This window comes from Gordonia sp. ABSL11-1 (assembly GCF_030315685.1).
In the GTDB taxonomy this organism is placed as follows: domain Bacteria; phylum Actinomycetota; class Actinomycetes; order Mycobacteriales; family Mycobacteriaceae; genus Gordonia.
In genome coordinates this window covers 327,802-352,681 of record NZ_JASXSI010000001.1, presented here as the reverse complement: position 1 = coordinate 352,681, position 24,880 = coordinate 327,802, and the positions used below count along the sequence as shown (strand labels likewise).

The window sequence follows — 24,880 nt, the reverse complement described above, 5'->3', positions numbered from 1 at the left end:
TACGATCCCTTTCGGTGTATGAGATAGACTGTTTATGTCGTACGCAGATACTAGAGCGGAACTGTGTACCAAGCAAGCAGTTTGTAGGATGTGCACCATGCCCTCGACCGACGACCCGGATGCGCGGCATCTCCCCCGGTATCTCGCACTGTTGTGGGGACGGGCCGACACCGGACCGCGACGCGGCCCGCGGCCGACCCTGACGGTCCACGACATCGGCCGCGCGGCCGTCGAGATCGCCGACACCGACGGCGTCGACGCCGTCTCCATGAAGGCCGTCGCCGGTCGTCTGGGACTCACCACGATGTCGCTGTACCGCTACGTCGAGAGCAAGGACGATGTCGTCGACGTCATGGTCGACACCGCGTTCGGACCGGCGGATCCGTCACTGACCGCGAGTGGGACGTGGCGTGAGCGCCTGACCGCGTGGGCACTGTCCGCGGCCGAGCTCGGACGGCGCCGACCGTGGCTGGCCACCATCCCCCTGCGCCGGCCGCCGGTGGGACCGAATGTTCTGTCCTGGACCGACGCCGGGGTGCGCGCCTTCGAGCAGACACGACTCGACGGGCAGCAGAAGCTGAGCGCACTCCTGTTGGTGGACGGATTCGTCCGACAACACGTTCGTCAAGCCAGCCAGATGGGCATGCTGGACATCTCCGACGCCGATGCGGCCGCGTCCTACGAGACCACGGTGGCGGCCCTGGTCGGCGACGGACACCTGCCGAATCTGGCTGCGGCGATCTCGGATCCGGCGATGGCCGACTCCGACGACTACTTCACCGAGGAGCTGGACTTCGGGCTGACGGTGATCCTCGACGGCATCTCCGCTCTCGTCGACCGCACCGGTGGGTGAGAGTTCGCCCGACACCGGCGATCGCGTCCCCGACGACGGCTCGCACGCCTACGATGACCTCATGATTCGCATACTCGTCCGTGCGCTCGTGTATCTCATCTCGGCCGCTCTCGGACTCCTGGTGGCGAGTCTGATCCTCGACGACTTCCACGCCCATGCGGGCGGCTTCCTGCTCGCGGTCCTGGTCTTCGCCGCGGCACAGATGATCCTCAGCCCGTTCATCGTCAAGTTCGTCCAGCGAAACGCCGAAGCCTTCATCGGCGGCGTCGGGCTGGTCTCGACCTTCGTGGCGCTGCTACTCGCAACCCTGCTCGGCAGCGACGGCATCCAGATCGACGGAGTCACCACCTGGATCGCCGCAACCGTGGTCGTGTGGCTGGTCACCGCGCTGGCCACGCTCTTCGTGCCGTACCTGCTCGTGAAGGCCGGCGTGAAGCAGGCCCGCGAGAACAGGGCAGACGCCGCGCAGAACTGACGGTCGTCTCAGGCGGCGAGCTCGGCGAAGAGTCGCTCGTTGTGTTCGAATGCTGCGACGGCCTCGTCGATCACCGCGCGAGCCTGGTCGTCGTCGAGCGGCAGACCGTCCAGGGTGGCGCGGTACGCGTCCTTGTACCGCTTGAGCTTGTCGATTCCGTCGAACACGTAGAAGGTCAGCATCTCGTCGGTGAGTCCGTAATGCAGCTTCATCCGGCTGCGGATCACCTGTCCCCCACTGAGATCACCGAGGTAGCGGGTGTAGTGGTGGGCCACGAAACGGGCGGGGTCGGTGCGCGTCGCCTCGATCGCCGCCACGTAGGCGGCGACGCCGGGCAGCGGTGTCGCGGCGTCCGGATCAAGGCCTAGTGCGACGAGATCGGCGCTCAGCCGCGGCACTCGGCGTAGTCGCTCGTCGACGACCGGCCCCGCGACCGGATCGTCGGCGAGGTCGTCGCCGACCTCCTCGAGCGCCCGGTAGACGAAGTACAACTGCGCGGCCATCCGCCGGTACCCGGAGGCATCGAGCCGTCCCGACATCAGGTCGTCGACGAAGGTGGCACGCTCGGCGCGGTCGTGGGCGACCGCGGTAGCGGCGCGGAGATCCTCCGACAGCTGCGGACGCGTCGCGGTACGGGAGGCTTCGGGGGTGGTCGTCATGGTGCCACCAGTGATACCACCACACCGCGGTGATCGGAACCGGAGATGTCGAACGTGCGGACAGAGGTCGCGACGAAGCCGCGGCTGATCACGTGGTCGATCGCGATGACCGGCCGACCTCCGGCGCGGTCCGTCGGATAGGTCGGCAGGAATCCCGCTCCCGCCTGCTCGGTCGCGTCGATGATGCCGTTGTGCAGCAGATCGCGGTACCGGACGTGATCCCATGTGGCGTTGAAGTCTCCGGCCGCGATCAGCGGGCCGGGCGGCAGCGAGCGCAGATGCTCGCCCAGCAGTTCGAGATCACGCTGCCAGATGTGCGTACGGCCGGGCAGCGGGGCTCCCGGATGTACGGCCAGGACCCGCGTGCGCGGCGAACCCGGCAGATCCGTCACCGCCTCCAGGTTGTGCAGCACGGTCTCGTCGTCGACCTCGGTCTCACCCGACAGTGGCGTCCGGCTGAACAGTGCGGTGCCCAGGGCCAGATCACCGGGCACGGCGAACACATGCGGCAATTGTCGTGCGATCGTGGTGGCGCGCAACCGCTCCAGCCCCGCCGGGGTGACCTCCTGGACCGAGAGGATGTCCGCATCCGCGGCCGCGACCTGCCTGGCCAATGCGGCGGCGTCGGCACCGCCGAAGAGCATGTTCGCCGAGACGACGACGATCTCCTGCCCGGCGGGCGCAGTCTGCGCACGCCACAGCGGTAGCTGGGTGTAACACAACGCCGCGACGACCACCACCCCGACCGTCAGCATGACCCACCGGCGTGTGGCCGCGAAGATGATCAACGCGAGCACGCCGGCGATCACGGCGAAGGGCACCGCACTGGTCAGATAGAGCGAGACCTCTCCGCGCGACGGGTAGAAGTGCAGCCACACCGCCAGCGCGGCCGCGGCCGCCAGCACCCATCCGGCGAGCAGGAGCACGAACCGGATGGTGCGCCCGATCACGCTCCGAACACCTTGCGCACCACCGTCTTCGCCCGTCGGGTGACACGGAGGTAGTTCTCCAGGAACTCCGCCGCCTGGTCCTCCGGCCACCCCGCCGCGTAGGCGACCGCGCGCAGCTGACTGCCCGGCGCGGGCAACTGGTCGACCGGCTTCCCCCGGACCAGCACCAGCGCGTTGCGGGCGTTGGTCGCCGTGAGCCACGCCTCCTTGAGCAGCGCGACATCGGTCTCGGCGAGCAGTTCGGCGGAGCCGATCGCGTCGAGCGACTGCAGCGTGGAGGTGTTGTGCAGCGTCGGATACCGATGGGCATAGCGCAACTGCAGCAGCTGCACCGTCCACTCGATGTCGGCCAGCCCACCCCGGCCCAGCTTGGTGTGGGTGGCCGGATCGGCCCCCCGTGGCAGTCGTTCCGAGTCGACCCGCGCCTTGATCCGGCGGATCTCCTTGACCGCCTCCGACGACACCCCACCGGCCGGGTAGCGAATGCGATCGGCCATGTGCAGGAAGTCGATTCCGAGCTGCTCGTCACCGGCGACCTGATGCGCGCGCAACAGCGCCTGGATCTCCCACGGTTGCGCCCACTGCTCGTAATAGGCGGCGTAGGCGGCCAGGGTCCGCACGACGGGGCCATTGCGCCCCTCGGGCCGCAACCCGGTGTCGACTTCGAGGGGCGGATCCTCGCTCGGCGAGCCGAGCATCGAACGCACCTTCTCCGCGATGGTCTGGGACCAGCGCACGGCGGCGGCCTCGTCGTTGCCCGGCTCGGGACGGCAGACGAACAGCACGTCTGCGTCCGATCCGTAGCCGAGCTCTCCGCCGCCGAGCCGGCCCATGCCGATGACGGCGATACGTGCCGGTGCGGGCTCGCCGCGATCGCGCTCGGACTCCGCGACGACGACGGTGAGGGCGGCATTCAGCACTGCCGCCCACACGCTGGAGAGCGCGGCGCAGACTGCCGGGACGTCCATCATGCCGAGGATGTCGGCCGACGCGATCCGCGCCAGCTCGAATCTTCGATGCGAACGGGCCACGGCCACAGCACGTTTGAGGTCTCTCTGCCGTACGGTCGACGCGATGAGCCCGCGGGCGACATCCTCGGGGTCGACCTCACACAGTTTGGGGCCGTTCGCGCCGTCGGAGTAGAGGTGGATCACCTCGGGCGAACGCATCAACAGATTGGCGATGTACTCCGACGTCCCGAGCACATGCATCAGCCGTTCGGCGACGACTCCGTCGTCACGGAGCAGGCGGATGAACCACTCGGCGTCGTCCATCACGTCGCACAGCCGCCGGTAGTTGAGCAGACCGGCATCCGGATCCGGGGTGTTGCCGATCCACTCGAGCAGCGACGGCAGGATCAGCAACTGGATCTGCCCACGTCGCCCGGCCGACGACGCCAATGCACGGATGTGACTCAACGCGCGTTCGGGTTTCGCGTACCCCAGAGCCGAGAGCCGGCGTTCGGCGGACTTGTCGGAGAGCGTCAACTCGTCGGTGTTGAACCTGGTCGCCGCCTCCAGCAGCGGCCGGTAGAAGAGCTTCTCGTGCAGCCGGCGGATGCGCGCCTTCTGCCGCTTGAGCTCTTCACGCAACACGCCGGACGAGTCGAGATCGCCCTCCTGCCGGATGTGGGCCGCGCGGGCCAGCCACCGCATGTTGTCGACGTCGTCGAAGGCCGGCAGCAGGTGGGTCCGCGAGAGTCGTTGGAGCTGAAGGCGATGCTCGAGGGCACGCAGGAACTGATAGGACGCATTGAGATTGGCGCCGTCGTCACGTCCGACGTATCCACCCGCGGTGAGGGCGCTGAGCGCATCCACCGTCGCCCTGACCCGGATCTCCTCGTCCACCCGTCCGTGCACCATCTGCAGCAACTGGACGGCGAACTCGACGTCACGCAGGCTGCCACTGCCCAGTTTGAGGTTGCGTTCCCGCAGCTCCTCGGGCACCAGCGACTCAACCCGCCGCCGCATGGCCTGCACCTCGGGAACGAAGTCCTCGCGCTCGGCGGCCGTCCACACCATCGGGTTCAGGGCATCGATGTAGTCGTCGGCGAGCTCCATGTCACCGGTCATCGGGCGCGCCTTGAGCAGCGCCTGGAACTCCCAGGTCTTGGCCCAGCGACGGTAGTAGGCGACATGCGAGTCGAGGGTGCGGGTCAGCGCGCCGGCCTTGCCCTCCGGGCGGAGGGCCGCGTCGACCTCGAAGAACGCCAGCGATCCCACCCGCATGAGTTCGCCGGCGATCCTGGCGGCGACACCGTCGGCCGGTTCGCTGACGAACACCACATCGACGTCACTGACGTAGTTCAGCTCGCGCGCACCGCATTTGCCCATCGCGATGACGGCGAGCCGGACCGGCAACGGTTTGTCGCCGCACACCTCGGCGATCGCCACGGCCAGCGCCGCGGTGAGCGCGGCGTCGGCGGCGTCGGCGAGGAATCCGCCGACCTCGGGCAGATAGATGACCGGCTCGTCCTCGACGGTGGGTGCGAGATCGTGGGCGGCCAACTGCAGCAGCAGCTCCCGATATGCGATCCGCAGCGCGACGACCGCCTTGGGTCCGGTGACCGAGGAGCGGTAGACCTTGTTGCCCTTCTCCATCTCGCCCGGCTCGGGTGTCGCGCCGACGGCCGCGAGCATCCGCTCGTTCATCTCCTCGACCGACGGGAGCACCGATTCGGTCAGCAGGCGCCAGCTCTCCGGTTCGGCGACGAGATGATCACCCAGGGCGTCGGAGCCGCCGAGCACCGCGAAGAGCCGACCACGGAAACCCCGGTCGGTGCGGATGAGCTGATCGATCTCGGCCCAGGCGGGATCGTCGATCGCACCCTTGATCCGGATCAGCGCGCGCAGCGCCAGGTCGGCGTCCGGGGCACGCGACAACGCCCACAGGACGTCGATCGACGCGTCGTTGTCCCACCCCAGTTCCGCGAGGTGCCCCGGCGCGGTGTTCTCGAGCAACCCGAGCCGCCCGGCGCTGGGGACGCGGTCGCGTCCGCGAAGTGATGTCACACCCAAAAAGGTAGCGGGCGAGCCGGACCGCCGTCTCGTCAGGGCACGCCGCCGGGGCGGGTCGGCCGGACGCACCCGCGGTGCGCCCGATCGCTGCGGGTGCGGGCCGTCAGAGCGGCAGGTAGTTCTTCAGCTCGAACGGGGTGACCAGACTGCGGTAGTTGGTCCACTCGCTCCACTTGTTGCGCAGGAAGTAGTCGAAGACATGCTCTCCGAGCGCTTCGGCGACGAGCTCGGACTTCTCCATCTCCACGAGTGCTTCGGCCAGGCTGCCCGGCAGTTCGCGGTAACCCATGGCCCGACGCTCGGCGGGGGTCAACGCCCACACGTCGTCCTCGGCCTCGTCAGGGAGCTCGTAACCCTCGCTGATCCCCTTCAGGCCGGCGGCCAGCAGAACCGCGAACGTCAGATAGGGGTTGCACGCCGAATCCGGGCTGCGGACCTCGATTCTGCGCGACGACGCCTTGTTGGGCGTGTACAGCGGGAGCCGGATCAGGGCCGATCGATTGGCGCCACCCCAGGTGGCGGCCGTCGGCGCCTCACCACCGTGGATCAGTCGCTTGTAGGAGTTCACCCACTGGTTGGTGACCGCGCTGATCTCGCTGGCGTGGTGCAGGATCCCGGCGATGAACTTCTTGCCGGTCTCCGACAGTTGCATCGGGTCGTCGGGATTGTGGAAGGCGTTGGTGTCACCCTCGAACAGGCTCATGTGGGTGTGCATGGCCGAACCCGGGTGCTCGCTGAAGGGCTTGGGCATGAACGTCGCCCAGGTGCCCTCATCGATGGCGACCTCCTTGATGACGTACCGGAAGGTCATCACGTTGTCCGCCATCGACAGCGCGTCGGCGTAGCGCAGGTCGATCTCCTGCTGACCGGGCGCACCCTCGTGATGGGAGAACTCCACCGAGATACCCATCGACTCCAGGGCCTCGATCGCATGGCGACGGAAGTTGGGCGCGGCGTCGTGAACCGCCTGGTCGAAGTAGCCGCCGGTGTCCGCGGGTGTGGGGACGCTGCCGTCGAGAGGCGCGTCCTTCAGGAGGAAGAACTCGATCTCGGGATGCACGTAGCAGCTGAAACCCTGATCGGCCGCCTTGTTCAGCTGGCGGCGCAGCACATGCCGCGAGTCCGCCCAGCTCGGTGTGCCGTCGGGCATCGCGATGTCGCAGAACATGCGGGCTGAGTGGTGACGTCCACTCGACGTCGTCCACGGAAGGATCTGGAAGGTCGACGGGTCGGGCTTGGCGACCGTATCCGCCTCGGAGACGCGGGAGAACCCCTCGATGGCCGAACCGTCGAATCCGATACCCTCGGCAAACGCCCCCTCGAGTTCGGCCGGGGCGATCGCCACCGACTTCAGGTAGCCGAGAACGTCGGTGAACCACAGCCTCACGAATCGGATGTCGCGCTCTTCGAGGGTCCGCAGCACGAATTCCTTTTGGCGATCCATGACCCGGAGATTAGAAGTAGCCTGTTAAATCCGTGTTACATCCACAATTCGAACTCCCCTTCCTGCGGCTTTGCGACGTGATTCTCAGCATGTGAGACGAGGAGATGGCACTCTGAGATCGATGAGATACCGGCTGACCGTGTCGTCGACGCATGGGTCGCCGCCGAAGACCGCCGTGTGATGCCGACCCCGCACGGTCACGACGGCGGCGGCGTTCGCCCGCGCCCAGTCGAGGCCGGCCGCGTACGGCGTGGCCGGGTCACCCGTGGTCGCGACGACCAGCGCCGGTGCCGGCAGGTCCGCCCCCGATCCGGCAGGCGACCCCGGCCGTGCGGATCGCGCACCGGGCGTCCAGTATTCGCAGATCCCGAGCGGACCGTGACCGGTACCGCGGCCGTCGTCGGCGAACGGCGCCTGCCGGCGCGCCCGGTCGTCGTAGTCGTCCCACCGCCCACGGTCGCGAACTCTCGCGTCGTCGGCACAGGTGATGGCGAGGAAAGCGTCCGACGTGGAGTCGTAACCACCGTCCGGCCTTCGTCCCTCGGCGTCGTCGGCGAGCGTCAACAGATCCGAACCGTCCCCACGGGACAGACCGGCAAGCGCGGAGCGCAGGCCACCCCAGGTCGCCTCTCGATACAGCGCTGCAATGGTCGCGGTCTCGGCGTCGCCGGCCGACAGCGAACGGGACCCCACGGCCACCGGAGCGAGGCGCAGCGGGGCGAGCATCTCGCGGTACCGCTGCACCGCCTGATCGGGACGCGTCCCCAGCGGGCATCCGGTGCGTCGAACGCAATCCGCCGCGAAATCCTCGAAGGCCCGCCCGAAGCCGCCGAGTTGCGCCAGGGCGGTGTCGATGGGGTCCTCGTCGGGATTCACCACACCGTCGAGGACCACACCGCCCGCATGCGACGGGAAGCGGCGCGCGTACTCGATCGCCGTGCGTGTCCCATATGAATGGCCGACGAATCCGATCCGGTCCTCGCCCAGCGCGATCCGCACACGGTCGAGATCCTCGACCGCGAAGGCGGTGCCGACCCGGGACAGGAACGTCGCACCGATCCGGTCCCGGCACCGCGCGGCGAGTTCTTCACGGTCGCGCTCGATCCGCGCGATCCCTGCCGCCGAGCGGTCACCGGTGTCGGCCGCGCGCGCGGCGTCGCGCTCGGCATCTGTGCGGCACCGCAACGACGGTCGTGACGCTCCGACACCCCGCGCGTCGACGGCGACGAGGTCGTGGGTCCGGGCGAACGGCAGGGCCGCCACCGACTCTCCCGCGTCGATCAGGTGATCCACCGCGGACGTCCCCGGACCGCCGGGATCGATGACGACCGTCCCGGCCCGCTCACCCCGCGCCGGCAGCCGCGCCACGGCGAGGGAGATCGTGCCCGCCGCGGGATCATCGGGATCGAGGGGCACGTCGAGCCGCCCGCACAGCACGCGGGAGCCATCCGACGAGCCCACGACTCGATCAGCCCCGACGGCCGTATCACCGGCAGGACCACACGCCTGGAAATCGATACCCGGCGTCACCGACTCCGCCGGCCGGCACCCTCCGAGCACACCGAGCGCCACGATCAGGAGGACGGTCGCCCGGCGTCGTCGAACCATTCGCACACCTGTCGACATACCGGTCGACTTACCGGTCGACATGCGGTGATCGTAGGCCACCAGCACTGGCCACCCATGACGCGGCTGTGAGGAAAGCCACAGTTCATGGCATTCAACACGCTCCGTTCCGGTGCCACAATGGGGACTGTCAAACCCAACCCGGGTACCTGCCAGGCAGGACTCGAGGCAGAAAAGAGACAACGATGTCCGATTCTTCGGTGTATGGCGCGTCCGGCCCCGTCGCGGGCGATCCCGCTGCCCAGGCCCCCCGTCGTCGCGCGACCCGCGTGCAGCATCTGGCCCAGATGAAGGCCGAGGGCGAGAAGTGGTCGATGCTGACCTGCTACGACTACTCGACCGCCCGGATCTTCGACGCGGCCGAGATCCCCGTTCTGCTCGTCGGCGACTCGGCGGCCAATGTCGTCCTCGGTTACGACTCCACCATCCCGGTCACACTCGACGAACTCATCCCGCTCATCCGTGCGGTCGTGCGCGGCGCACCCCACGCGCTCGTCGTCGCCGACCTCCCGTTCGGCACGTACGAGGCGAGCCCGCAGCAGGCCCTCGAATCGGCCGTCAAGGTCTTCAAGGAGACCGGTGCCCACGCGATCAAACTCGAGGGTGGCGAACGCGTGGCCGACCAGATCGCAGCACTGTCCGCGGCCGGAATCCCCGTGATGGCGCACATCGGGTTCACCCCGCAGAGCGTCAACGGGCTCGGCGGCTATCGCGTCCAGGGGCGTGGCGATGCGGGCGATCAGCTCGTCGCCGACGCGATCGCGGTCCAGGAGGCGGGTGCGTTCGCGGTGGTCATGGAAATGGTCCCGGCCGACCTCGCGGGCCAGATCACCCGCAAGCTCACCATCCCGACGGTGGGCATCGGCGCCGGGCACGAGACCGACGCGCAAGTCCTCGTCTGGCAGGACATGGCCGGACTCACCCACGGCAAGACCGCGAAGTTCGTCAAGCGCTTCGCCGACGTCGGCACCGAATTGCGCACGGCGGCAGAGCAGTACGCCGACGAGGTGCGCCGCGGGACGTTCCCCGGGGCCGAACACAGTTACTGAGCGGCCGACCCCGCGGCGGAGAGATCGCGCATAGGGTTGTGCCCATGCGCGATTTCTATCCGGCCACCGAACCGTACGACCAGGGCCACCTCGACGTCGGCGACGGCCAGCAGATCTATTGGGAGACCTCCGGAAATCCCGATGGCAAACCCGTCGTCTTCGTCCACGGCGGCCCGGGCGGCGGCACCTCGCCCGATCAGCGACGATTCTTCGACCCGGCGCGCTACCGCATCGTGCTCTTCGACCAGCGTGGCTGCGGCCGATCACGCCCCCACATCGCCGACGGGGCGGACCTGTCGGTCAACACCACGCCGCATCTCATCGCCGACATCGAGGCGCTGCGCGAGCATCTCGGCGTCGAGCGCTGGCAGGTCTTCGGCGGATCCTGGGGTTCCACCCTCGGACTCGCCTACGCCGAGTCCCACCCGGAACGTGTCACCGAATTGGTCCTGCGCGGCATCTTCCTGCTTCGCCGCAGCGAGATCGACTGGTACTACAACGGCGGCGCCGCGAACATGTATCCGGATCTGTGGGAGTCCTACCTCGCACCGATCCCCGAGTCCGAACGCGACGGTGACCTCGTCGCGGCCTACCACCGTCTGCTGACCTCGTCGGACCGAGATGTCGCGCAGGCGGCGGCCAGCGCCTGGACCGGCTGGGAACAGGCCACGAGTCACCTGCTGCCCAAGAACTCCGAGGAGCCGGGCGATGCGCGATTCGACCTCGCCTTCGCGGCGATCGAGAACCATTACTTCATGAACCGCGGCTTCCTCGAGGACGGCCAGCTGCTGGCCGACATCGACCGCATCGCCGACATCCCCGGCGTAATCGTGCAGGGCCGCTACGACGTGGTGTGTCCGCCCCGCAGCGCCTGGGATCTGCACCGTGCGTGGCCGGCCGCCGCCCTGCACATCGTCGCCGACGCCGGACATGCCTCGTTCGAGCCCGGGATCAAGCATCACCTGATCACCGCGACCGACGAGTTCGCCGGGCGCTGACACCGGGCAAACTAGACTCGACGGCACAGACACGGGACGCGGGCGTCCGCGTCGGCGGCGGTAGCGAGGAGGATCTGGGTGGCGGCATCCGAGCAGGTCGAGGTGGAATTGAAGTTCGACGTGGATGCGGGCCACACGGCTCCCGACCTCCGGGTGTTGCCGGGCGTCGTCGGCGCCGAGGAGCCGCAGACGTTCGGTCTCGACGCCACCTACTTCGACACGGAGAACCTCGACCTCGCCGGCAACCGCATCACGATGCGCCGCCGGACCGGCGGCAAAGACGCCGGGTGGCACCTCAAGCGCCCCACCGGAACAGCCGGTGCCCGGCACGAACTCCAGTTGGGGTTCGACGACGCACCGGAGGACGGTGTGGTGCCGGCCGAGTTGATCACCCCCGTCATCGCGCTGACCCGCACACGCGCGCTGATCCCGGTCGCCGCGATCTCCACGACGAGAACCGTCACGACGCTGCTCGGCACCGACGGCCGACCGGTCGCCGAGTTCGCCGAAGATCTCGTCACCGCCCAATCCCTGCTCCCCGGAGGCCATTTCCAGGAATGGGCGGAGTGGGAGTTCGAGCTGATCGGGACGGCCGCACACCCGTCGCTGCTCAAGGCGGCCGGCAAGTTGCTGCGCAACTCCGGCGGGCGTGCCCCGTCGTCGGCGTCCAAGCTGGCTCGCGCGATCGGATCGACACCGACCGTGGTGGAACCGCACCTGGGCAAGCGGCCGACCGCTCTGGAGCTGGTGATCACCGACATCGCGATCCATCGCAACTCCCTCATCGCGTACGACCCGCTGGTCCGGGTCGACGCGGAGGACGCGGTCCATCAGATGCGGGTGGCCTGTCGCCGACTGCGCAGTCTGTTCTCCGGATTCCCGACCGTCCTCGACGCCACGCGCGTCGCGCACCTCGACAACGAGCTGAAGTTGCTCGCCCGGATTCTGGGCGATGCGCGGGATTCCGAGGTGCAATTGGCCATCGACGAGTCGCTGTTGCGGTCCGAGAACGCCTCCCCCGACCTGATCGCCCGGCTGACCGAGGCCGAGGCGTCCGTGCACGATCGTGCCATCAGAACAGCGCACGTCGCGATGAACTCCGACCGGTATTTCGCGTTGCTCGATGCCATCGACGAGCTGATCGCGTCACCTCCGCCCGGCCCGGATGCGGACCTCGATGCCGGAACCGCCGTCGACCGGGCGATCACGAAGAGCCGCAAGAGCATCCGGAAGTCTCAGGACGCGCTGGCGTCGTTCGCGGAAGGCTCCCCCGAATGGGAGGAACAACTGCACACGATCCGCAAGAAGGCGAAGCGACTGCGCTACAGCACCGACGCGGCCACCCCTCTCGGCAAGAAGCGGCACAAGAACGTCGCGCGAGTCGCCAAGAACATCCAGTCCGCACTCGGTGACGTCAACGACACCCACATCAACCGTGCGCGACTCGCGGAACTGGTTGCGGGCGGGACACTCTCCGGGCCGGACATGTTCGTCCTCGGACGGATCGACGCTCGTCAGGAGGCCGACGGCGAGCGCGCGCTGGCCGCCTACCGCAAGGCCGCCAAAGACCTCTGACCCACCCCACCCTCCCGCCGCGCGCCCGGCGCGCCCGCGCGCCCGCGCGCCCGCCCCCACGTTCGTCCGCCGGTTGTGTGTTCGTCCGCCGGGTGCATCCGACGGACGAACACAGAACTGGGGGAAGAACTCTCAGGTCGCGGGCGCGAAGGCGACCTTCCGTGCGGTCGGGTCTGCCACCGTCAGGGTCACCGGTAGCCGACGACCCTGCTCCGGGTGACCGTCGCAGGGTGCGATCACCGCAAGATCGGTGACGAACACCTGCGCGGGCCGACGCTCGGTTGCCGCATGCAGCACGACGGCATCGAACCGCTCTCCGACCCGGTGCGACAGCAGCACGGCCTCGGCGAGGTCGATACTCGCCCGATCGGCCGCCGCCGACAACGAATCAGCCGAACGGAGGAGTTTCGGCAGGGTCGGCAACGCACGGGAGACCCAGTCGGGCACAGGCTCCCCCGAGGTCACCGACAGGCAGACCTCGGTGGCGAAGCGGTCACCGAGCCGACGCAGCGGCGCCGTCACGTGCGCGTAGAGTCCGGCGATCGCCGCGTGACGCATGCGGTCGGGCCGCGGCGCGGGCTGCTGGTCGCGGTCGAGCGGATCAGCCAGCGCCAGGTAATCCGCCCCACGCATCAACGCCGCACCGCCGGACATCAGTGCGAGTGTTGATGGTTCATCGCGCGGCAGACCTGCGAGGAACTGACCCGGCGTGGCGCCGGCGGGCCAGTCGACGCCGAGCGCTGCCGCGGAGACACGCAGGGCCTCGACGGCATCGTCGTCGGCCGGTGGCAGCGTCCGGAGCAGCCCGAACCCGGCGTCGGCCATCATGGTGCCTGCGCACATGCCGGTGAGCAATGAGAGTTGCGAGTTCCACATGTCGGCCGCGGTGTGCGGGGCCAGTCGCAGGGTCCAGCCGGAGTCCCCCCGCACCACCTCCTGGTCGGGCAGGTCGAGTTCGACCGCCCCGCGCCGCAGGGCGACCCCGTGACGGAGTTCGCCGAACGCGGGCAGAGCGGCGATCGACGGGTGGAGCCGTCCGGCGACGGCGTCGGCCGAGACACCGGCATAGTCGAGCTGGGCGACCGAACGGATCGTCGCGCGACGCACCGACACCTCCCGTGTCGCCCCGTCACGGGTCACGCGGATGGTCCAGAGCACGCACGGCCGCGTCTGGCCGGGCAGCAACGATCCTGTCCCCTCCGACAGCGAACGAGGATGCAGCGGCACCGAGCAGTCGGGAAAATAGACGGTGGTGCCGCGACGCCGGCTCTCCTGGTCGAGGGCTCCCTCGGGTTCGACCAGCGCGGCGACATCGGCGATCGCGTAGTCGACGACGAATCCGTCGTCGTCGGCGGTGAGGTGGACGGCCTGGTCGAGATCCTTCGACGTCGGCGGATCGATGGTCACGAACGGCAGGTCGGTGCGGTCCTCACGGTCGGCGGCATGACGGTCGACGGCATGGTCGGCCTCGTCCTGCGCGCCGGTGCCGTAGTCCTCGGAGACGCCGAGTTCGGTCCGGACGGCGTCGAAGTCGATGTCGGGTGCCGACAGTATTCGCTGCACACCCCGACTGTAATGGCCTGCGGCATCAGGGCGCCGGGATCGGTGCGGCGGGCTGTCGTGGGGGCGAACGAGTCGGCGTGTAAGCCGGATCCTGTCCCGCTCGCGTGACTGACGTCGCGCGAGCGGGGGCGACCATCCATCTGGGCACACCGTCGCCGGGTACCTCGAGCGGCCCACCCGCGGGCTCGGGCGAGCAGCCCTCGAACACCCGCGCATCCGCACCGTCGGATCGCTCCGCGGTGCGGACTTCGGCCTTGCTCCGGGTGGGGTTTACCAAGCCGGCGCGGTCACCCGCGTCGCTGGTGCGCTCTTACCGCACCGTTTCACCCTTACCGCCGGCACGCCGGCGGCGGTCTGTTCTCTGTGGCACTGTCCCGCGGGTCACCCCGGGTTGCCGTTGACAACCACCCTGCTCTGTGGAGTCCGGACTTTCCTCGATGTCGGCGTACCCGTCGCCCGGGCCGTTCCGCGCACCGCGGCCGCCCGGCCGACTCGTTCGCCCACCCAGGATAGCGCCCGCGGGCATCGCCTCAGCCGAGGTGGCCGGTGTCGTTCACCAGTCGTACGACCGACCCGCCGTCGGGATAGAACTCGGCGATGGAGAGCGAGGCCAGATCCAGATGGAGCCGGAACAGCAGTTCCGGGCCGGTGCCGAGAGCATCGCGCAGCAGCAGCTTAATGGGAGTCACGTGCGACACGACGAGCACCGTCTGGCCCCGATACCGTTGCAGCAGATCGTTCTTCGCGGCGACCACGCGGTCGGCGACCTGCGCGAAGCTCTCACCACCGGGGGTGGCGACATCGGTGTCGGACAGCCATCGCGCGTGCAGATCGGGATCCCGTGTCGCGGCCTCGGTGAACGTCAGTCCCTCCCACGAGCCGAAGTCGGTCTCGATGAACCCGTCGTCGACCGCCACATCGACGCCGAGCCGATCGGCGACCGATTGCGCGGTCGACCGCGCGCGGTGCAGCGGCGACGAGATGACGGCGGCGATGTCGGTCCGGGTGCCGAGACGATCGGCCGCCGACCGTGCCTGCGCACGACCCACCTCGGTCAGTTCGGGGTTACCCCGCCCCGAGTACCGACGATCGACCGACAGCGCGGTCTGCCCGTGGCGCAACAGCAGCAAGCGGGTCGGCTCGGTGTGCTTGCCCTGCCACGTCGGCGCTCGCCGGCCGGAGGCGTCGGTGGATGGAGACGAGGTCAAAGCCCCGACTCCGCTGTGCGGACCAGGATCGCACCGCATTCCTCGCATCGGACGACATCGTCGGACAGCTTCGCCGAGATCGAGGCGATCGTGCCGCGATCGAGTTCCATCCGGCAGGCGCCGCATCGTCGGGCCCTCAGGAGTCCCGCGCCGATGCGGCCGGCGGATCGCTGTTTGTCGTAGACGGCGAGCAGATCGGCCGGGATCTCGGCGGCGACGGCGGTGCGACGCTCTGTGGCTGCCTCGGCATCGGCGTCGATGGCGGCGAGTGACGTCGTCCGGCGTTCCCGGGTCGCGACGACCTCCGCGTCGAGATGTTCGATGGTCGCGGCCGCCCGTTGCTGCTCGGCGGTCACTGCCTCCTGCTGCTCCATGACGCTCAGCATGTCGTCCTCGAGGTTCGCCCGACGCCGGCCGAGTCCGGCCAGCTCGTGCTGGAGTTCCGACAACGCCTTGGGGGCGAGGCCCCCGGCCGTCAACAACGCCGAGTCCTTGGCCTCGCGAGAGGCCATGCCGGTCACCTCGCTGTCGATCCGGCGGTACTCGCGGGTGAGGTCCTCGGCGGAGATCTCCGCACGCACGAGGTCGTCGCGCGCCGCGTCGACCTTCTCGTTCAATTCGGCGAGTTCGGTGTCCTCGGCGAGATGTGTCCGCCGGTACACGAGCCGCGCGAGCTCCGCATCCGCGTCGGCGAGGTCGAGGAGGAGTCGTTGGGCCCCGGGATCCGCCTTCATCGCGTCCACTCCTGCTGTCGGCACACCTGTGCTGTCATCACCACTCGTCTTCCCCTGTGCTGTTCTCTCCCGAGCGGTTCACCGACCTCGGGTCTCCCCACGGTACGCGGTGACCCGCACCACGGCGGCATGCCGCATCGTCGGCAACCATGCGCGACGGCCGCTATCGTTCGCCCTCGACGAGGACGAACGGATCGGTCGGCGCGCGGTGCACCGCGGCAGTCACGCCGAGCTCCTCGGCGAGCAGCCGCGCGACATGACCACACCAGGGGAACTCGGTCGCCCAGTGGCCGGGGTCGATCAGCGCGGGTCCTCCGCGTCGCGCATTCTCGTCGGCCGGGTGATGGCGGAGATCTCCGGTCACATAGACGTCGCCACCCTCGGCGGTGAGGATGTCCAGCAGCGAGTCACCCGCACCGCCACAGACCGCGACCGTGGCGACCCGCCGGTCGGGGTCACCCGCGACGCGAACCCCGGACGGGCTGTGCAGCCGGGCCCCCACTCGCGCGGCGAACTCACGCAGAGTAGTCGGCTCGTCGAGTCGTCCGATCCGGCCGAGCCCGACATCACTTGCCGCATCGGCCACTTCGAGGATGTCGAACGCGGGCTCCTCGTACGGGTGGGCGCCACGCAACGCGGTGAGCACCGACCGGCGCAGACCACGCGCCGCGACCATCTCGACACGATCCTCGTCCACACGTGTGCGTTCCCCGATCGTCCCGATCGTCGGATCCGCCGCCTCGAGTGCCTCGAACTGTCCGGTGCCGACAACCGACCAGGAGCAGTCCCGATACTCGCCGATCGCACCGGCACCGGCCGCGAACATCGCCTCGGTGACCTGCTCGGCGTTGCCCTCCGGCACCATCACCACCCATTTGTCCATGGGCACCTGCGGTTTCGGATCGATGGGCACCGTATCGACCAGATCGAGAAGGTCCGCCAGCGCATCCGAGACGCCGGGACGTGCACTGTCGGCGTTGGTGTGCGCCGTGAACAGTCCCACACCCGCCCGGATCAGACGATGCACGATCCGCCCCTTGACCGTATCCGCGGCGACCGAATCGACTCCGCGCAGGAGCAGCGGATGATGGGCGATCACGAGCTGCGCACCCATGGCGATGGCCGCATCGACGACACCGTCGGTGACGTCGACACACACGAGGACGGTGTCGACCCGTTCCGTCGGATCACCGCACACCGGTCCGACCGAATCCCAGGCCTCCGCGAGCCGCCGCGGGTACTCGCGGTCGAGTACCGCGATCACCTCGGCGCCGGTCGTGCCGCCCGCCGCCGATCCTCCCGTCGCCGTCCCGTCTGTCTCTCCGTCACGGGTCGCGTTCATCGCCGGATCTCCTTTCGTAGCAGTGCCATCGCCTCGACGAGGCCTGCGGTCGTGGCCGGGTCACGCACCGCGAGTCGCAGATGCCGATCGTCGAGGCCCACGAAGTTGGCGCCGCTGCGGACCGCGAACCCACGCCCACGCAGGCGCTGTTTGATCTCCACGGCCTCGGGGACCTCGAGGAGCACGTAGGACGCACGGGGCTGCGCGCAGACGTCGAATCCGGCGGCGGTCAACCGGGACACCATGTCGGCGCGATGGTCGGCGATCTGGTGCGCCTGTGCCAGGGCGTGCCGCTGCCCGCGTACTCCGACGCACGCCGCCAGCGCGGCGAGGGCGAGCGTACCGAGCGGCCACGGGCGACGGCCGACGGTCAGCCGCGCGATGATCTCCGGGTCGGCGAGCAGGTAACCGGCACGCAGCCCGGCGAGCCCGAAGGTCTTGGTGACACTACGGATCACGATCGTGTCCGGACCCGCCGACGACGCGACCGACTCGGGCTCGTGCCGTCCGGTCACCGCGTCGAGCGTGATGTCGGCGAACGCCTCGTCGACGACGACCGTCCGCCCGGCCCTACGGAGGGTGTCGATCGCCGACGCTCGGTGCAGCACCGACGTCGGGTTGGTCGGGTTGCCCAGGACCACCAGGTCGGCGTCGGAGGGCACGTGCGCGCCGTCGAGTCGCCAGGGCGGCTCGAGCACCACATCGGTGATCGGGATGTCCGCCGCCCGCAGGGCCAGTTCGGGTTCGGTGAACGACGGCTGGATCAATGCGGCGTGGGTCGGGTGCAGTCGCGGGAGCAGTTCGAATCCCTCCGCCGCACCGGCGAGCAGCAGGACCTCGTCGGTGCGCCGCCCGTGTGCCTGCGCGACCGCGTCGACGGCGCGTGCCTCGTCCGCCGCCGAGGGGTAGGCGGCCAGGTCGGCGACCCGCTCGACGATGGCGTCCCGGACGAAGTCCGGTGGGCCGCTTCGCACGTTGACGGCGAAGTCGACGAGTCCCGGTTCGGCGTCGGCATCGCCGTGCCGCGCCCGTGCGAACAGCCCCGATGTCATAAACCATCAGCCTACGTGCACGATGGAACAGTGACCGACATGCCTGGAACAGCCGATCTCACATCGACCCATCCCGATCCCGCGGATCCCTCGACGATCCTGCTGGTCGATCTCGACGGCACGATCACCGACAGTTTCGCCGGAATCGCCAACAGTTTCCGTCACGCGCTCGCCGCGGTGGGCGCGCCCGAACCCGCCCCCGAGGTGGTCGCCGGCATTGCCGGACCACCGATGATCGACACACTCACCGGACTCGGGCTGGATCAGGAGACCGCCGACGTCGCCATGCGCGCCTATCGCGAGCGTTACACGGACGTCGGATGGTTGGAGAACTCCGTGTTCGACGGGATGGGCCCGGTCCTCGCCGATCTCGCCGCGTCCGGCCGGACGCTCGCGGTCGCCACCTCGAAGAACGAGAACACCGCACGCGCCATCCTCGAGCACTTCGGTCTCGCCGGGCATTTCCGGATCATCTCCGGGGCCAGCGACGACGGACGGCGGCGTGCGAAGTCGGATGTCATCGCTCGTGCGCTCGACCAACTCGGGATCGCCGGCACCGACGGACAGGTGGGCGACGTGCCCGTGGTGATGATCGGTGACCGCGCTCACGACATCGAGGGTGCCGCCCTGTTCGGGATACCAGCGATCCTGGTCGGTTGGGGCTACGCTCTGGATGGGGAGGACGGCTCGGCAGCGTGGTCTGTCGGGTCCATTGCAGATCTGCGCGAGGTACTGGGTGTCTGATCAACTACACGTGTGTTTCGTGTGCACCGGCAACATCTGCCGGTCGCCCATGGCACAGAACATCTTCCGGTGGGCGCTCGACGAGGCGGGCCTCACCGAACGGGTTCGCGTCACCAGCGTCGGCACGACCGGATGGCACACCGGCGAACCCGCCGACAATCGTGCGCGGACCGAACTGTTGGCGCACGGCTATTCCGATGGCCATGTCGCAGCGCAACTCTCGCCCGCGGATTTCGACGCGGACCTATTGGTGGCGATGGACGCGGGTCATGTCAGGGAACTCGAGCGCAAGCGCCTCGGTGACCGCGTGCGCCTGTTGCGCAGCTTCGATCCGTCGGCCGGGCCAGGTGACCTCGACCTCAACGACCCGTACTACGGCACCGAGAAGGATTTCGCGATCACCCGCGAGCAGATCGAAGCCGCCGTGCCGGGGCTCCTCGCGTGGGTGCACGCCACCCTCGAAGAGGGCTGACCCGCTACCCGGGGCCAGCACGAACCTCAGCCGGGTAGCACGAGGTTGTGCACGAAGCGGATCTTCTCGAGTACGCGCTCGGGCAGGACGAACGGATACAGGTCCGGATGTCCCATCGATCGGTTGATCTGATTGAGTGCCCACGTCAGCGGCAGCCACCACTCGATGAGCCGTTCGAAGCCGACGTCGCCCGGCAGCACGCTCTCGAGTGTCGAGCCGGCCGGTGCCATCGCGAATGCCGCCGCGGTGTCGAGCGTGTCGCGGATGTGCAGGTAGTGGGCAAAGGTCTCGGCGAAATCCTCGGCAGGGTGCATCGTCGCGTACGACGAGACGAAGTCCTGGCGCCATCCGTCCGGGGCACCCGTCGAGTAGTGCCGGTCCAGGGCGGCCTGATAGTCCGCGTCGGGATCGCCGAACAGCTCCTCGAAACGCTGTCGGGCGTCGGCGTCGACGAGCACCATCTGGTAGTAGTGGCCGATCTCATGTCGAAAGTGCCCGAGGACGGTGCGATACGGCTCGTCGAGTTCCACGCGCATCTGCTCCCGGTGCACATCGTCGCCTTCGGCGAGGTCGAGGGTGATCACTCCACTGGCATGTCCCGTGGTCACCGGGACCTGTGAGCTCGACAACAGGTCGAAGGCCAGGCCCGCGTCGGGATCGTCGTCGCGCCCCCGGATCTGAAGCCCGAGTTCGTCGAGTTCCAGGATCAGGCGACGCTTGGCCGTCTCCGCGCGACCGAACTCGGCCATCGCGTCGACGTCGTCGTCGGTCGGCCGGGTCCTGGTGAGCCGACACGAGGCGCACAATTCGGGCATCCCGGTCCACTTGACCAACCAATTGCATTGCGCCACCTTGGTATTGGCGCACCGTTCCAGGAGCTGACCGTCGATCTGGACACGGTCGCGGTCGTCGAGGACGTAGATGGCGCGGTCCGGCAGCCAGAATCCGAGCGAACTCGTGCAGTGCAGACAGAGACTGTTCTCGAACGAAAGCCGCTGTCCACACTCACGGCAGAGGAAATCGCGCATTGCGCTCACGCTACCCGGCGGCGTCGACAACCCGGGGGATGCGCGGCTGTGTGTCCCGGGCACCTCTCGGTACCGTTGAGGTGTGCATGTGGTGCGAGCGTTCCTACGTCCCGGGTGGATAGCCCTCGGGATCGTGGTCATCGCCTTCGCCGCGATGTGCTTCATGCTTCTCGCGCCCTGGCAGTTGGGCAAGAACACCGCCACCGAACACCGCAACGAACTGATCAAGTCGGCGATGTCGACCGGGCCGGTCGCGCTCGGCGATCTCGCCCCGCCGGGTACCGGGTTCCGGGCGTCGACCGAATGGCGTGAGGTGACCCTGACCGGTCGTTATCTGACCGACAAGGAGGTCCTCGTCCGTCTTCGTTCGGTCGACGAGCGGCCCGCCGTCGAGGTCCTCACCCCCTTCGCCGTCGACGACGGCTCACGCGTGGTCCTGGTCGATCGTGGATATGTCCGTCCGCAGCAGACCGCCCTGCCCGATGTCCCGAGCGCACCTGCGGGCGAGACGACGATCTCTGCCCGCATCCGCCAGGGCGAGGGCACCTCCCCCGGGCGCGGCGCCCACAGCGAGGCCGGCGCGCTCGCCGTCTACACCATCGACCCCGTCGAGGTGGGACGCGCGACCTCTAACCCGCTCGACCCGTTCTATCTCCAGTTGTCCCCGGATCAGCCCGGATCCCTCGGCGACATCCCGCTCCCGCAACTGGAGTCGGGCCCTTACCTGTCCTATGGCCTGCAGTGGCTGGCGTTCGGCATCATGGCCCCACTCGGCGCCGGCTACTTCATCTATTCCGAGGTGCGCCAGCGCCGACGCAGCGCGGCGCTGAAGAATGCGACGCGGCAGGTTGCCGCGGAGAATCCTGCGCAGGAAGCGCCCGGCGCGGCGGCGTCGGATGACGCACCTCACGAACAGATCTCCGTGCCACCGGTCGTGAGGACCCGACGGGACCGCGTCCGTGCCGACCTACGGCAGGCGGGAGCAGCATCGAGCACGCGGCAGCGCCATCAGATCGGCAACGGCCCCGACGCCGAGGAGACCCCGGCCGACGTACGCGCCAAACTCACCGAGCGTTACGGCGGCTGAGCAGCGCCGACATCACGGCAGCACCGATTGCGGCGGCGGTCTGTACACGCCGGGACAGCACGACCGCCGCGCGCAGGTCGTCGGCGGTCGGCGGCTGCCCCGCCCCCAATCGCGGGCGCTCCTCCACGCCGTGCGGATAGACCGTGCGCCCGCCCAGCGTCACCCCCAGCGCGCCGGCGAAACTGGCCTCCACGACACCGGCGTTCGGACTCGGATGCCGCCCGGCGTCTCGCCGCCAGGCGCGCCTTGCCCGGGACGGTTCGCCGCCGAGCACCATCACCAGCAAACCCGTCAACCGCGCCGGGATGATGTTGGCGAGGTCATCGAGTCGGGCGGCGGCCCAGCCGAAGCGGCGGTACCGGTCGTTGCGATACCCGACCATCGCGTCGAGGGTGTTGGCCGTGCGATACGCGAGTAACCCGGGAATCCCGGCCACTCCGACCCAGAACAGCGGGGCGACCGTGGCGTCCGAGGTGTTCTCGGCGATGGACTCGAGTGCGGCCCGGACGATCCCGGCGTCGTCGAGCGATTCCGGATCGCGTCCGCACAGACTCGGGATCCAGCTGCGGGCGGCGGCGATGTCCCCGTCGTCGAGCGCGGTGGCGATCGCCTCGCCGATCCCGGTCAGCGATGTGCCGCCGAGTGCAGACCAGGTCACGGCGCCGGTGACCGCCACGGCAACCCCGTCCGACGGCGACAACCGACGCAGGCCGAGCCCGACGATCGTGGCGGTGCCGACGCATGTTGCCGCGAACAGCGTTCCGGCCGAACGTGAGTCGCGATAGAGGACATGCTCGAGCCGGGCCGCCGCCAGCCCGATCCCGGCGACCGGGTGCGCGCGCCGCGGGTCGCCGACCACGCGGTCGAGGAGATATCCCGCGACGATCCCGACGGCGACACCGAGATGACGGGAACGACGGGGGGCGTCGATCCCCCATCGTCGGCGGTGCGATGCGCCACCGGCATGCAGCGGTCGCCGGACGGCGGTGAGGCAGACCGTCGTGAGGCGGTCGGTAGCGGTGAGCGGACCGGGCACCCGGTGATCGTAGCCGCACACCCCGTCGACTCCGTCGACCTCACCGCCGCCGATGCCCCCGGTGACGGTCGCCCGACCGCCTCACCCCCACCCACCTCACCTCCGTCGACACGGCCGGTACGCGCCCGTCATAGACTCTTCCGCGATGGCCAGAACCCGCCCCGAACCCGTCGTCGGGCGGCACAGGATCAGCACCGGTGTCGCCGAATTGGTGCACGACACCGTCGCCGGCGGCTGGCTGCTGACGATCAACGGGGCGCAGAGTTCACACATCCACCCCGACCCGGGGGTCCTCGAGTTCGAGTACATGCGCCAGATGGCTGCGCTGATCGCGAGCCGACATGACGCCGACGCCCCGATCAGGGCCCTGCATCTGGGGGCGGCCGCGTGCGCGCTGCCCCGATACGTCGCCGACCGATACCCGGGGTCCAAGCAGGTCGCCATCGAGATCGACGCCGAACTGGCGCGCCTGGCCCGCGAGTGGTTCGACCTTCCCCGCGCACCCCGGCTACGCATCCGCGTGGGCGACGCCCGTGAGGTCCTGACCGGCCTGACCCAACAGACCCGTGATGTCATCGTGCGGGACGCGTTCATCGCCGCACGCACACCACGTCACCTGACCACGCGGGAGTTCGTCGTGCAGGTGCGCCGCGTCCTCGCCCCCGGTGGCCTGTACCTCGCCAATTGCGGCGACAACCGGGATCTCACCCGTGCCCGGGCCGAGGTCGCGACGGCCGCAGAGGTCTTCGAGCACGTCGCGGTCGTCGCCGACGCCGCGATGTTGAAAGGCCGGCGCACCGGCAATCTCGTCCTGGCCGCGAGCGATCACCCGATCGAGGACACGCCTGAACTGGTCCGCACGCTGTTGAGCGATCCGCAACCCGCGCAGATGTTGTCGGGCCGTCGAGCGCGCGATTTCGGCTCGGCGACGGCGTTGGACGACAACACCTCGCGGGACTCGCACAACAGCTGAGCAGAACCGACTGGAGTCGCGTCGTCCGATCGGACGACGAACGCTTGTCGTTGGTGAAGCGATCGATGCCGCCACCGAAGGAACCGTCGCACACCCGTTCCCCGACAGATCGCGGTGTGCCGGTGCGGCCCTCAGATGACGTGGGCGAGATTCTCGACGAGCGCGCGGCCGATGGCCTCCTCGCCGTCGACGACGACGCGGGACGGTTCGGCGCTGGTCCGTCCGCCCACGTCCATGGTGAGGACGACGTCGGCCGAGTCATCACCGCCGGGCGGCTCGGCGACCTCCCGGGGCGCTCCTCGACGACGATCCGGATGTCGCGCGCGGCGACGCCGCCGATCCGCAGCAGCACCGACGTGCCCTCCGGGGTGCGCCTTCTTGCCGATCACGAACGGCAGGGACGCGGCGATCTCGGACAGCGCGATCTCCGCCGCCCCGGGGTGTGACGGCGTCGATCCGTCGGTGCTGTCCCGGATGTCGATCTCGTGGATCCAACGATCTCGTGGATCCAACAATCGAACACCCGGATGCGCATGAACCGGCCGTAGGTGTCCGGACCCGGCGGGGGTGGTCGTCTCGGCGTCGAAGTCGGCGTGCGTCATCGACCGCAACGATTTGGCACGGACGTCCACGATCTCACGCAGAGCGGCCATCACCTCGGCCCAGGAGGAGCCGCGGAAATGTTCTATCCAGTGTTCGCTGAACTCGCCGATGGGGTTGCGGACGTGGTCGAGGGACGACACGTCTGCGGCGGTGTCGACGTCGCGTCCGGCGAGCATGCTCTCGTGGATGACATGCGCGATGATGTCGGCGACGGACCAGCCGGGCACCACCGATGCCGTGTGCCACTGCTCGTCGGTCAGCGAGGTCACCAGTTCGTCGAGCACTGTCCATTCGTCGGTGAGGGCGGGGACGACGGTGTCGATCGGCAGGATGGTCGTGGGCACGAAGGGTCTCCTTCGTGGTCGGCTCGCGCCGCGCCGGACTGTGTGCGA

The 24,880-nt window shown here is 68.9% G+C and carries 22 protein-coding genes and 1 other RNA gene; 9 read left to right on the top strand and 14 right to left on the bottom strand.

What is annotated here, in order from left to right; all coding sequences use genetic code 11:
- Positions 1 to 97: 97 nt before the first annotated feature.
- Positions 98 to 853, top strand: coding sequence for a TetR/AcrR family transcriptional regulator (locus QSJ19_RS01835; protein WP_286317989.1), 756 nt, complete (start codon positions 98 to 100; stop codon positions 851 to 853).
- Positions 854 to 914: 61 nt separating this feature from the next.
- Positions 915 to 1,328, top strand: a complete 414-nt coding sequence (locus QSJ19_RS01830) for a phage holin family protein (protein ID WP_286317988.1) — start codon at positions 915 to 917, stop codon at positions 1,326 to 1,328.
- 8 nt (positions 1,329 to 1,336) lie between these two features.
- Here QSJ19_RS01830 and QSJ19_RS01825 read toward each other — a convergent pair whose 3' ends face one another.
- The 5 genes from QSJ19_RS01825 to QSJ19_RS01805 all read right to left on the bottom strand — a co-directional run bounded on the left by QSJ19_RS01825 (position 1,337) and on the right by QSJ19_RS01805 (position 9,048).
- On the bottom strand, positions 1,337 to 1,987 hold the full coding sequence (locus tag QSJ19_RS01825) for a biliverdin-producing heme oxygenase (RefSeq protein ID WP_286317987.1): 651 nt from the start codon (positions 1,985 to 1,987) through the stop codon (positions 1,337 to 1,339).
- Complete coding sequence (locus tag QSJ19_RS01820; RefSeq protein ID WP_502876076.1) at positions 1,984 to 2,934, bottom strand: endonuclease/exonuclease/phosphatase family protein; 951 nt, start codon at positions 2,932 to 2,934, stop codon at positions 1,984 to 1,986. The genes QSJ19_RS01825 and QSJ19_RS01820 overlap by 4 nt, the downstream gene beginning before the upstream one ends.
- On the bottom strand, positions 2,934 to 5,948 hold the full coding sequence (locus QSJ19_RS01815; protein ID WP_286317985.1) for a bifunctional [glutamine synthetase] adenylyltransferase/[glutamine synthetase]-adenylyl-L-tyrosine phosphorylase: 3,015 nt from the start codon (positions 5,946 to 5,948) through the stop codon (positions 2,934 to 2,936). Before QSJ19_RS01815 ends, QSJ19_RS01820 begins: the two co-directional genes overlap by 1 nt.
- A 109-nt stretch (positions 5,949 to 6,057) precedes the next feature.
- Positions 6,058 to 7,398 carry a type I glutamate--ammonia ligase gene (glnA, locus tag QSJ19_RS01810; RefSeq protein ID WP_286317984.1) on the bottom strand — a complete coding sequence of 447 codons (1,341 nt, stop codon included), beginning with the start codon at positions 7,396 to 7,398 and terminating at the stop codon, positions 6,058 to 6,060.
- Positions 7,399 to 7,482: 84 nt separating this feature from the next.
- Positions 7,483 to 9,048, bottom strand: coding sequence for an alpha/beta hydrolase (locus tag QSJ19_RS01805; RefSeq protein ID WP_286317983.1), 1,566 nt, complete (start codon positions 9,046 to 9,048; stop codon positions 7,483 to 7,485).
- Between the two features lie 161 nt (positions 9,049 to 9,209).
- Here QSJ19_RS01805 and panB point away from each other — a divergent pair, with 161 nt between their 5' ends.
- The 3 genes from panB to QSJ19_RS01790 all read left to right on the top strand — a co-directional run bounded on the left by panB (position 9,210) and on the right by QSJ19_RS01790 (position 12,646).
- Entirely contained in the window at positions 9,210 to 10,073 is an 864-nt protein-coding gene (gene panB / locus QSJ19_RS01800; RefSeq protein WP_286317982.1) for a 3-methyl-2-oxobutanoate hydroxymethyltransferase, read from the top strand.
- A gap of 44 nt (positions 10,074 to 10,117) precedes the next feature.
- Positions 10,118 to 11,071: a prolyl aminopeptidase gene (pip, locus tag QSJ19_RS01795; protein ID WP_286317981.1), complete on the top strand. Its 954-nt coding sequence runs from the start codon at positions 10,118 to 10,120 to the stop codon at positions 11,069 to 11,071.
- Between the two features lie 78 nt (positions 11,072 to 11,149).
- Positions 11,150 to 12,646, top strand: coding sequence for a CYTH and CHAD domain-containing protein (locus QSJ19_RS01790; RefSeq protein WP_286317980.1), 1,497 nt, complete (start codon positions 11,150 to 11,152; stop codon positions 12,644 to 12,646).
- A 132-nt stretch (positions 12,647 to 12,778) separates the two neighbouring features.
- Here QSJ19_RS01790 and QSJ19_RS01785 read toward each other — a convergent pair whose 3' ends face one another.
- The 6 genes from QSJ19_RS01785 to cobC all read right to left on the bottom strand — a co-directional run bounded on the left by QSJ19_RS01785 (position 12,779) and on the right by cobC (position 18,545).
- Complete coding sequence (locus QSJ19_RS01785) at positions 12,779 to 14,209, bottom strand: RNB domain-containing ribonuclease (protein WP_286317979.1); 1,431 nt, start codon at positions 14,207 to 14,209, stop codon at positions 12,779 to 12,781.
- Between the two features lie 64 nt (positions 14,210 to 14,273).
- An RNA gene (gene rnpB / locus QSJ19_RS01780) (RNase P RNA component class A) lies at positions 14,274 to 14,704 on the bottom strand.
- A 35-nt stretch (positions 14,705 to 14,739) separates the two neighbouring features.
- Positions 14,740 to 15,417 carry a bifunctional RNase H/acid phosphatase gene (locus tag QSJ19_RS01775; RefSeq protein ID WP_286317978.1) on the bottom strand — a complete coding sequence of 226 codons (678 nt, stop codon included), beginning with the start codon at positions 15,415 to 15,417 and terminating at the stop codon, positions 14,740 to 14,742.
- On the bottom strand, positions 15,414 to 16,151 hold the full coding sequence (locus QSJ19_RS01770; protein WP_286317977.1) for a zinc ribbon domain-containing protein: 738 nt from the start codon (positions 16,149 to 16,151) through the stop codon (positions 15,414 to 15,416). Before QSJ19_RS01770 ends, QSJ19_RS01775 begins: the two co-directional genes overlap by 4 nt.
- Before the next feature lie 163 nt (positions 16,152 to 16,314).
- Positions 16,315 to 17,493: a Nif3-like dinuclear metal center hexameric protein gene (locus QSJ19_RS01765; RefSeq protein WP_286317976.1), complete on the bottom strand. Its 1,179-nt coding sequence runs from the start codon at positions 17,491 to 17,493 to the stop codon at positions 16,315 to 16,317.
- A complete protein-coding gene (cobC, locus tag QSJ19_RS01760) occupies positions 17,490 to 18,545 on the bottom strand; it encodes an Rv2231c family histidinol phosphate aminotransferase CobC (RefSeq protein ID WP_286317975.1) in 1,056 nt (351 codons plus the stop codon). The genes QSJ19_RS01765 and cobC overlap by 4 nt, the downstream gene beginning before the upstream one ends.
- A 39-nt stretch (positions 18,546 to 18,584) precedes the next feature.
- Between cobC and QSJ19_RS01755 the strand changes: the two genes are divergently transcribed.
- Together QSJ19_RS01755 and QSJ19_RS01750 are read left to right on the top strand one after the other, a co-directional pair.
- Positions 18,585 to 19,289 (top strand): HAD hydrolase-like protein, encoded by a 705-nt coding sequence (locus QSJ19_RS01755; protein WP_286317974.1) that lies wholly within the window; start codon positions 18,585 to 18,587, stop codon positions 19,287 to 19,289.
- A complete protein-coding gene (locus QSJ19_RS01750; RefSeq protein ID WP_286317973.1) occupies positions 19,282 to 19,761 on the top strand; it encodes a low molecular weight protein-tyrosine-phosphatase in 480 nt (159 codons plus the stop codon). The genes QSJ19_RS01755 and QSJ19_RS01750 overlap by 8 nt, the downstream gene beginning before the upstream one ends.
- Positions 19,762 to 19,787: 26 nt before the next feature.
- Here the strand turns inward: QSJ19_RS01750 and QSJ19_RS01745 are convergent, their stop codons facing one another.
- Entirely contained in the window at positions 19,788 to 20,789 is a 1,002-nt protein-coding gene (locus QSJ19_RS01745) for a zinc-binding metallopeptidase family protein (RefSeq protein WP_286317972.1), read from the bottom strand.
- An 82-nt stretch (positions 20,790 to 20,871) separates the two neighbouring features.
- On the opposite strand from QSJ19_RS01745, the gene QSJ19_RS01740 reads away from it, so the two are divergent.
- On the top strand, positions 20,872 to 21,876 hold the full coding sequence (locus QSJ19_RS01740; protein ID WP_286317971.1) for an SURF1 family cytochrome oxidase biogenesis protein: 1,005 nt from the start codon (positions 20,872 to 20,874) through the stop codon (positions 21,874 to 21,876).
- Here QSJ19_RS01740 and QSJ19_RS01735 read toward each other — a convergent pair.
- On the bottom strand, positions 21,854 to 22,807 hold the full coding sequence (locus QSJ19_RS01735) for a cobalamin biosynthesis protein (protein WP_286318149.1): 954 nt from the start codon (positions 22,805 to 22,807) through the stop codon (positions 21,854 to 21,856). The two genes, QSJ19_RS01740 and QSJ19_RS01735, sit on opposite strands and share 23 nt — an antisense overlap.
- A gap of 250 nt (positions 22,808 to 23,057) precedes the next feature.
- On the opposite strand from QSJ19_RS01735, the gene QSJ19_RS01730 reads away from it, so the two are divergent.
- Positions 23,058 to 23,885: a spermidine synthase gene (locus tag QSJ19_RS01730; RefSeq protein WP_286317970.1), complete on the top strand. Its 828-nt coding sequence runs from the start codon at positions 23,058 to 23,060 to the stop codon at positions 23,883 to 23,885.
- Between the two features lie 131 nt (positions 23,886 to 24,016).
- Here the strand turns inward: QSJ19_RS01730 and QSJ19_RS01725 are convergent, their stop codons facing one another.
- Complete coding sequence (locus QSJ19_RS01725) at positions 24,017 to 24,832, bottom strand: maleylpyruvate isomerase family mycothiol-dependent enzyme (protein WP_286317969.1); 816 nt, start codon at positions 24,830 to 24,832, stop codon at positions 24,017 to 24,019.
- Positions 24,833 to 24,880: the final 48 nt, after the last annotated feature.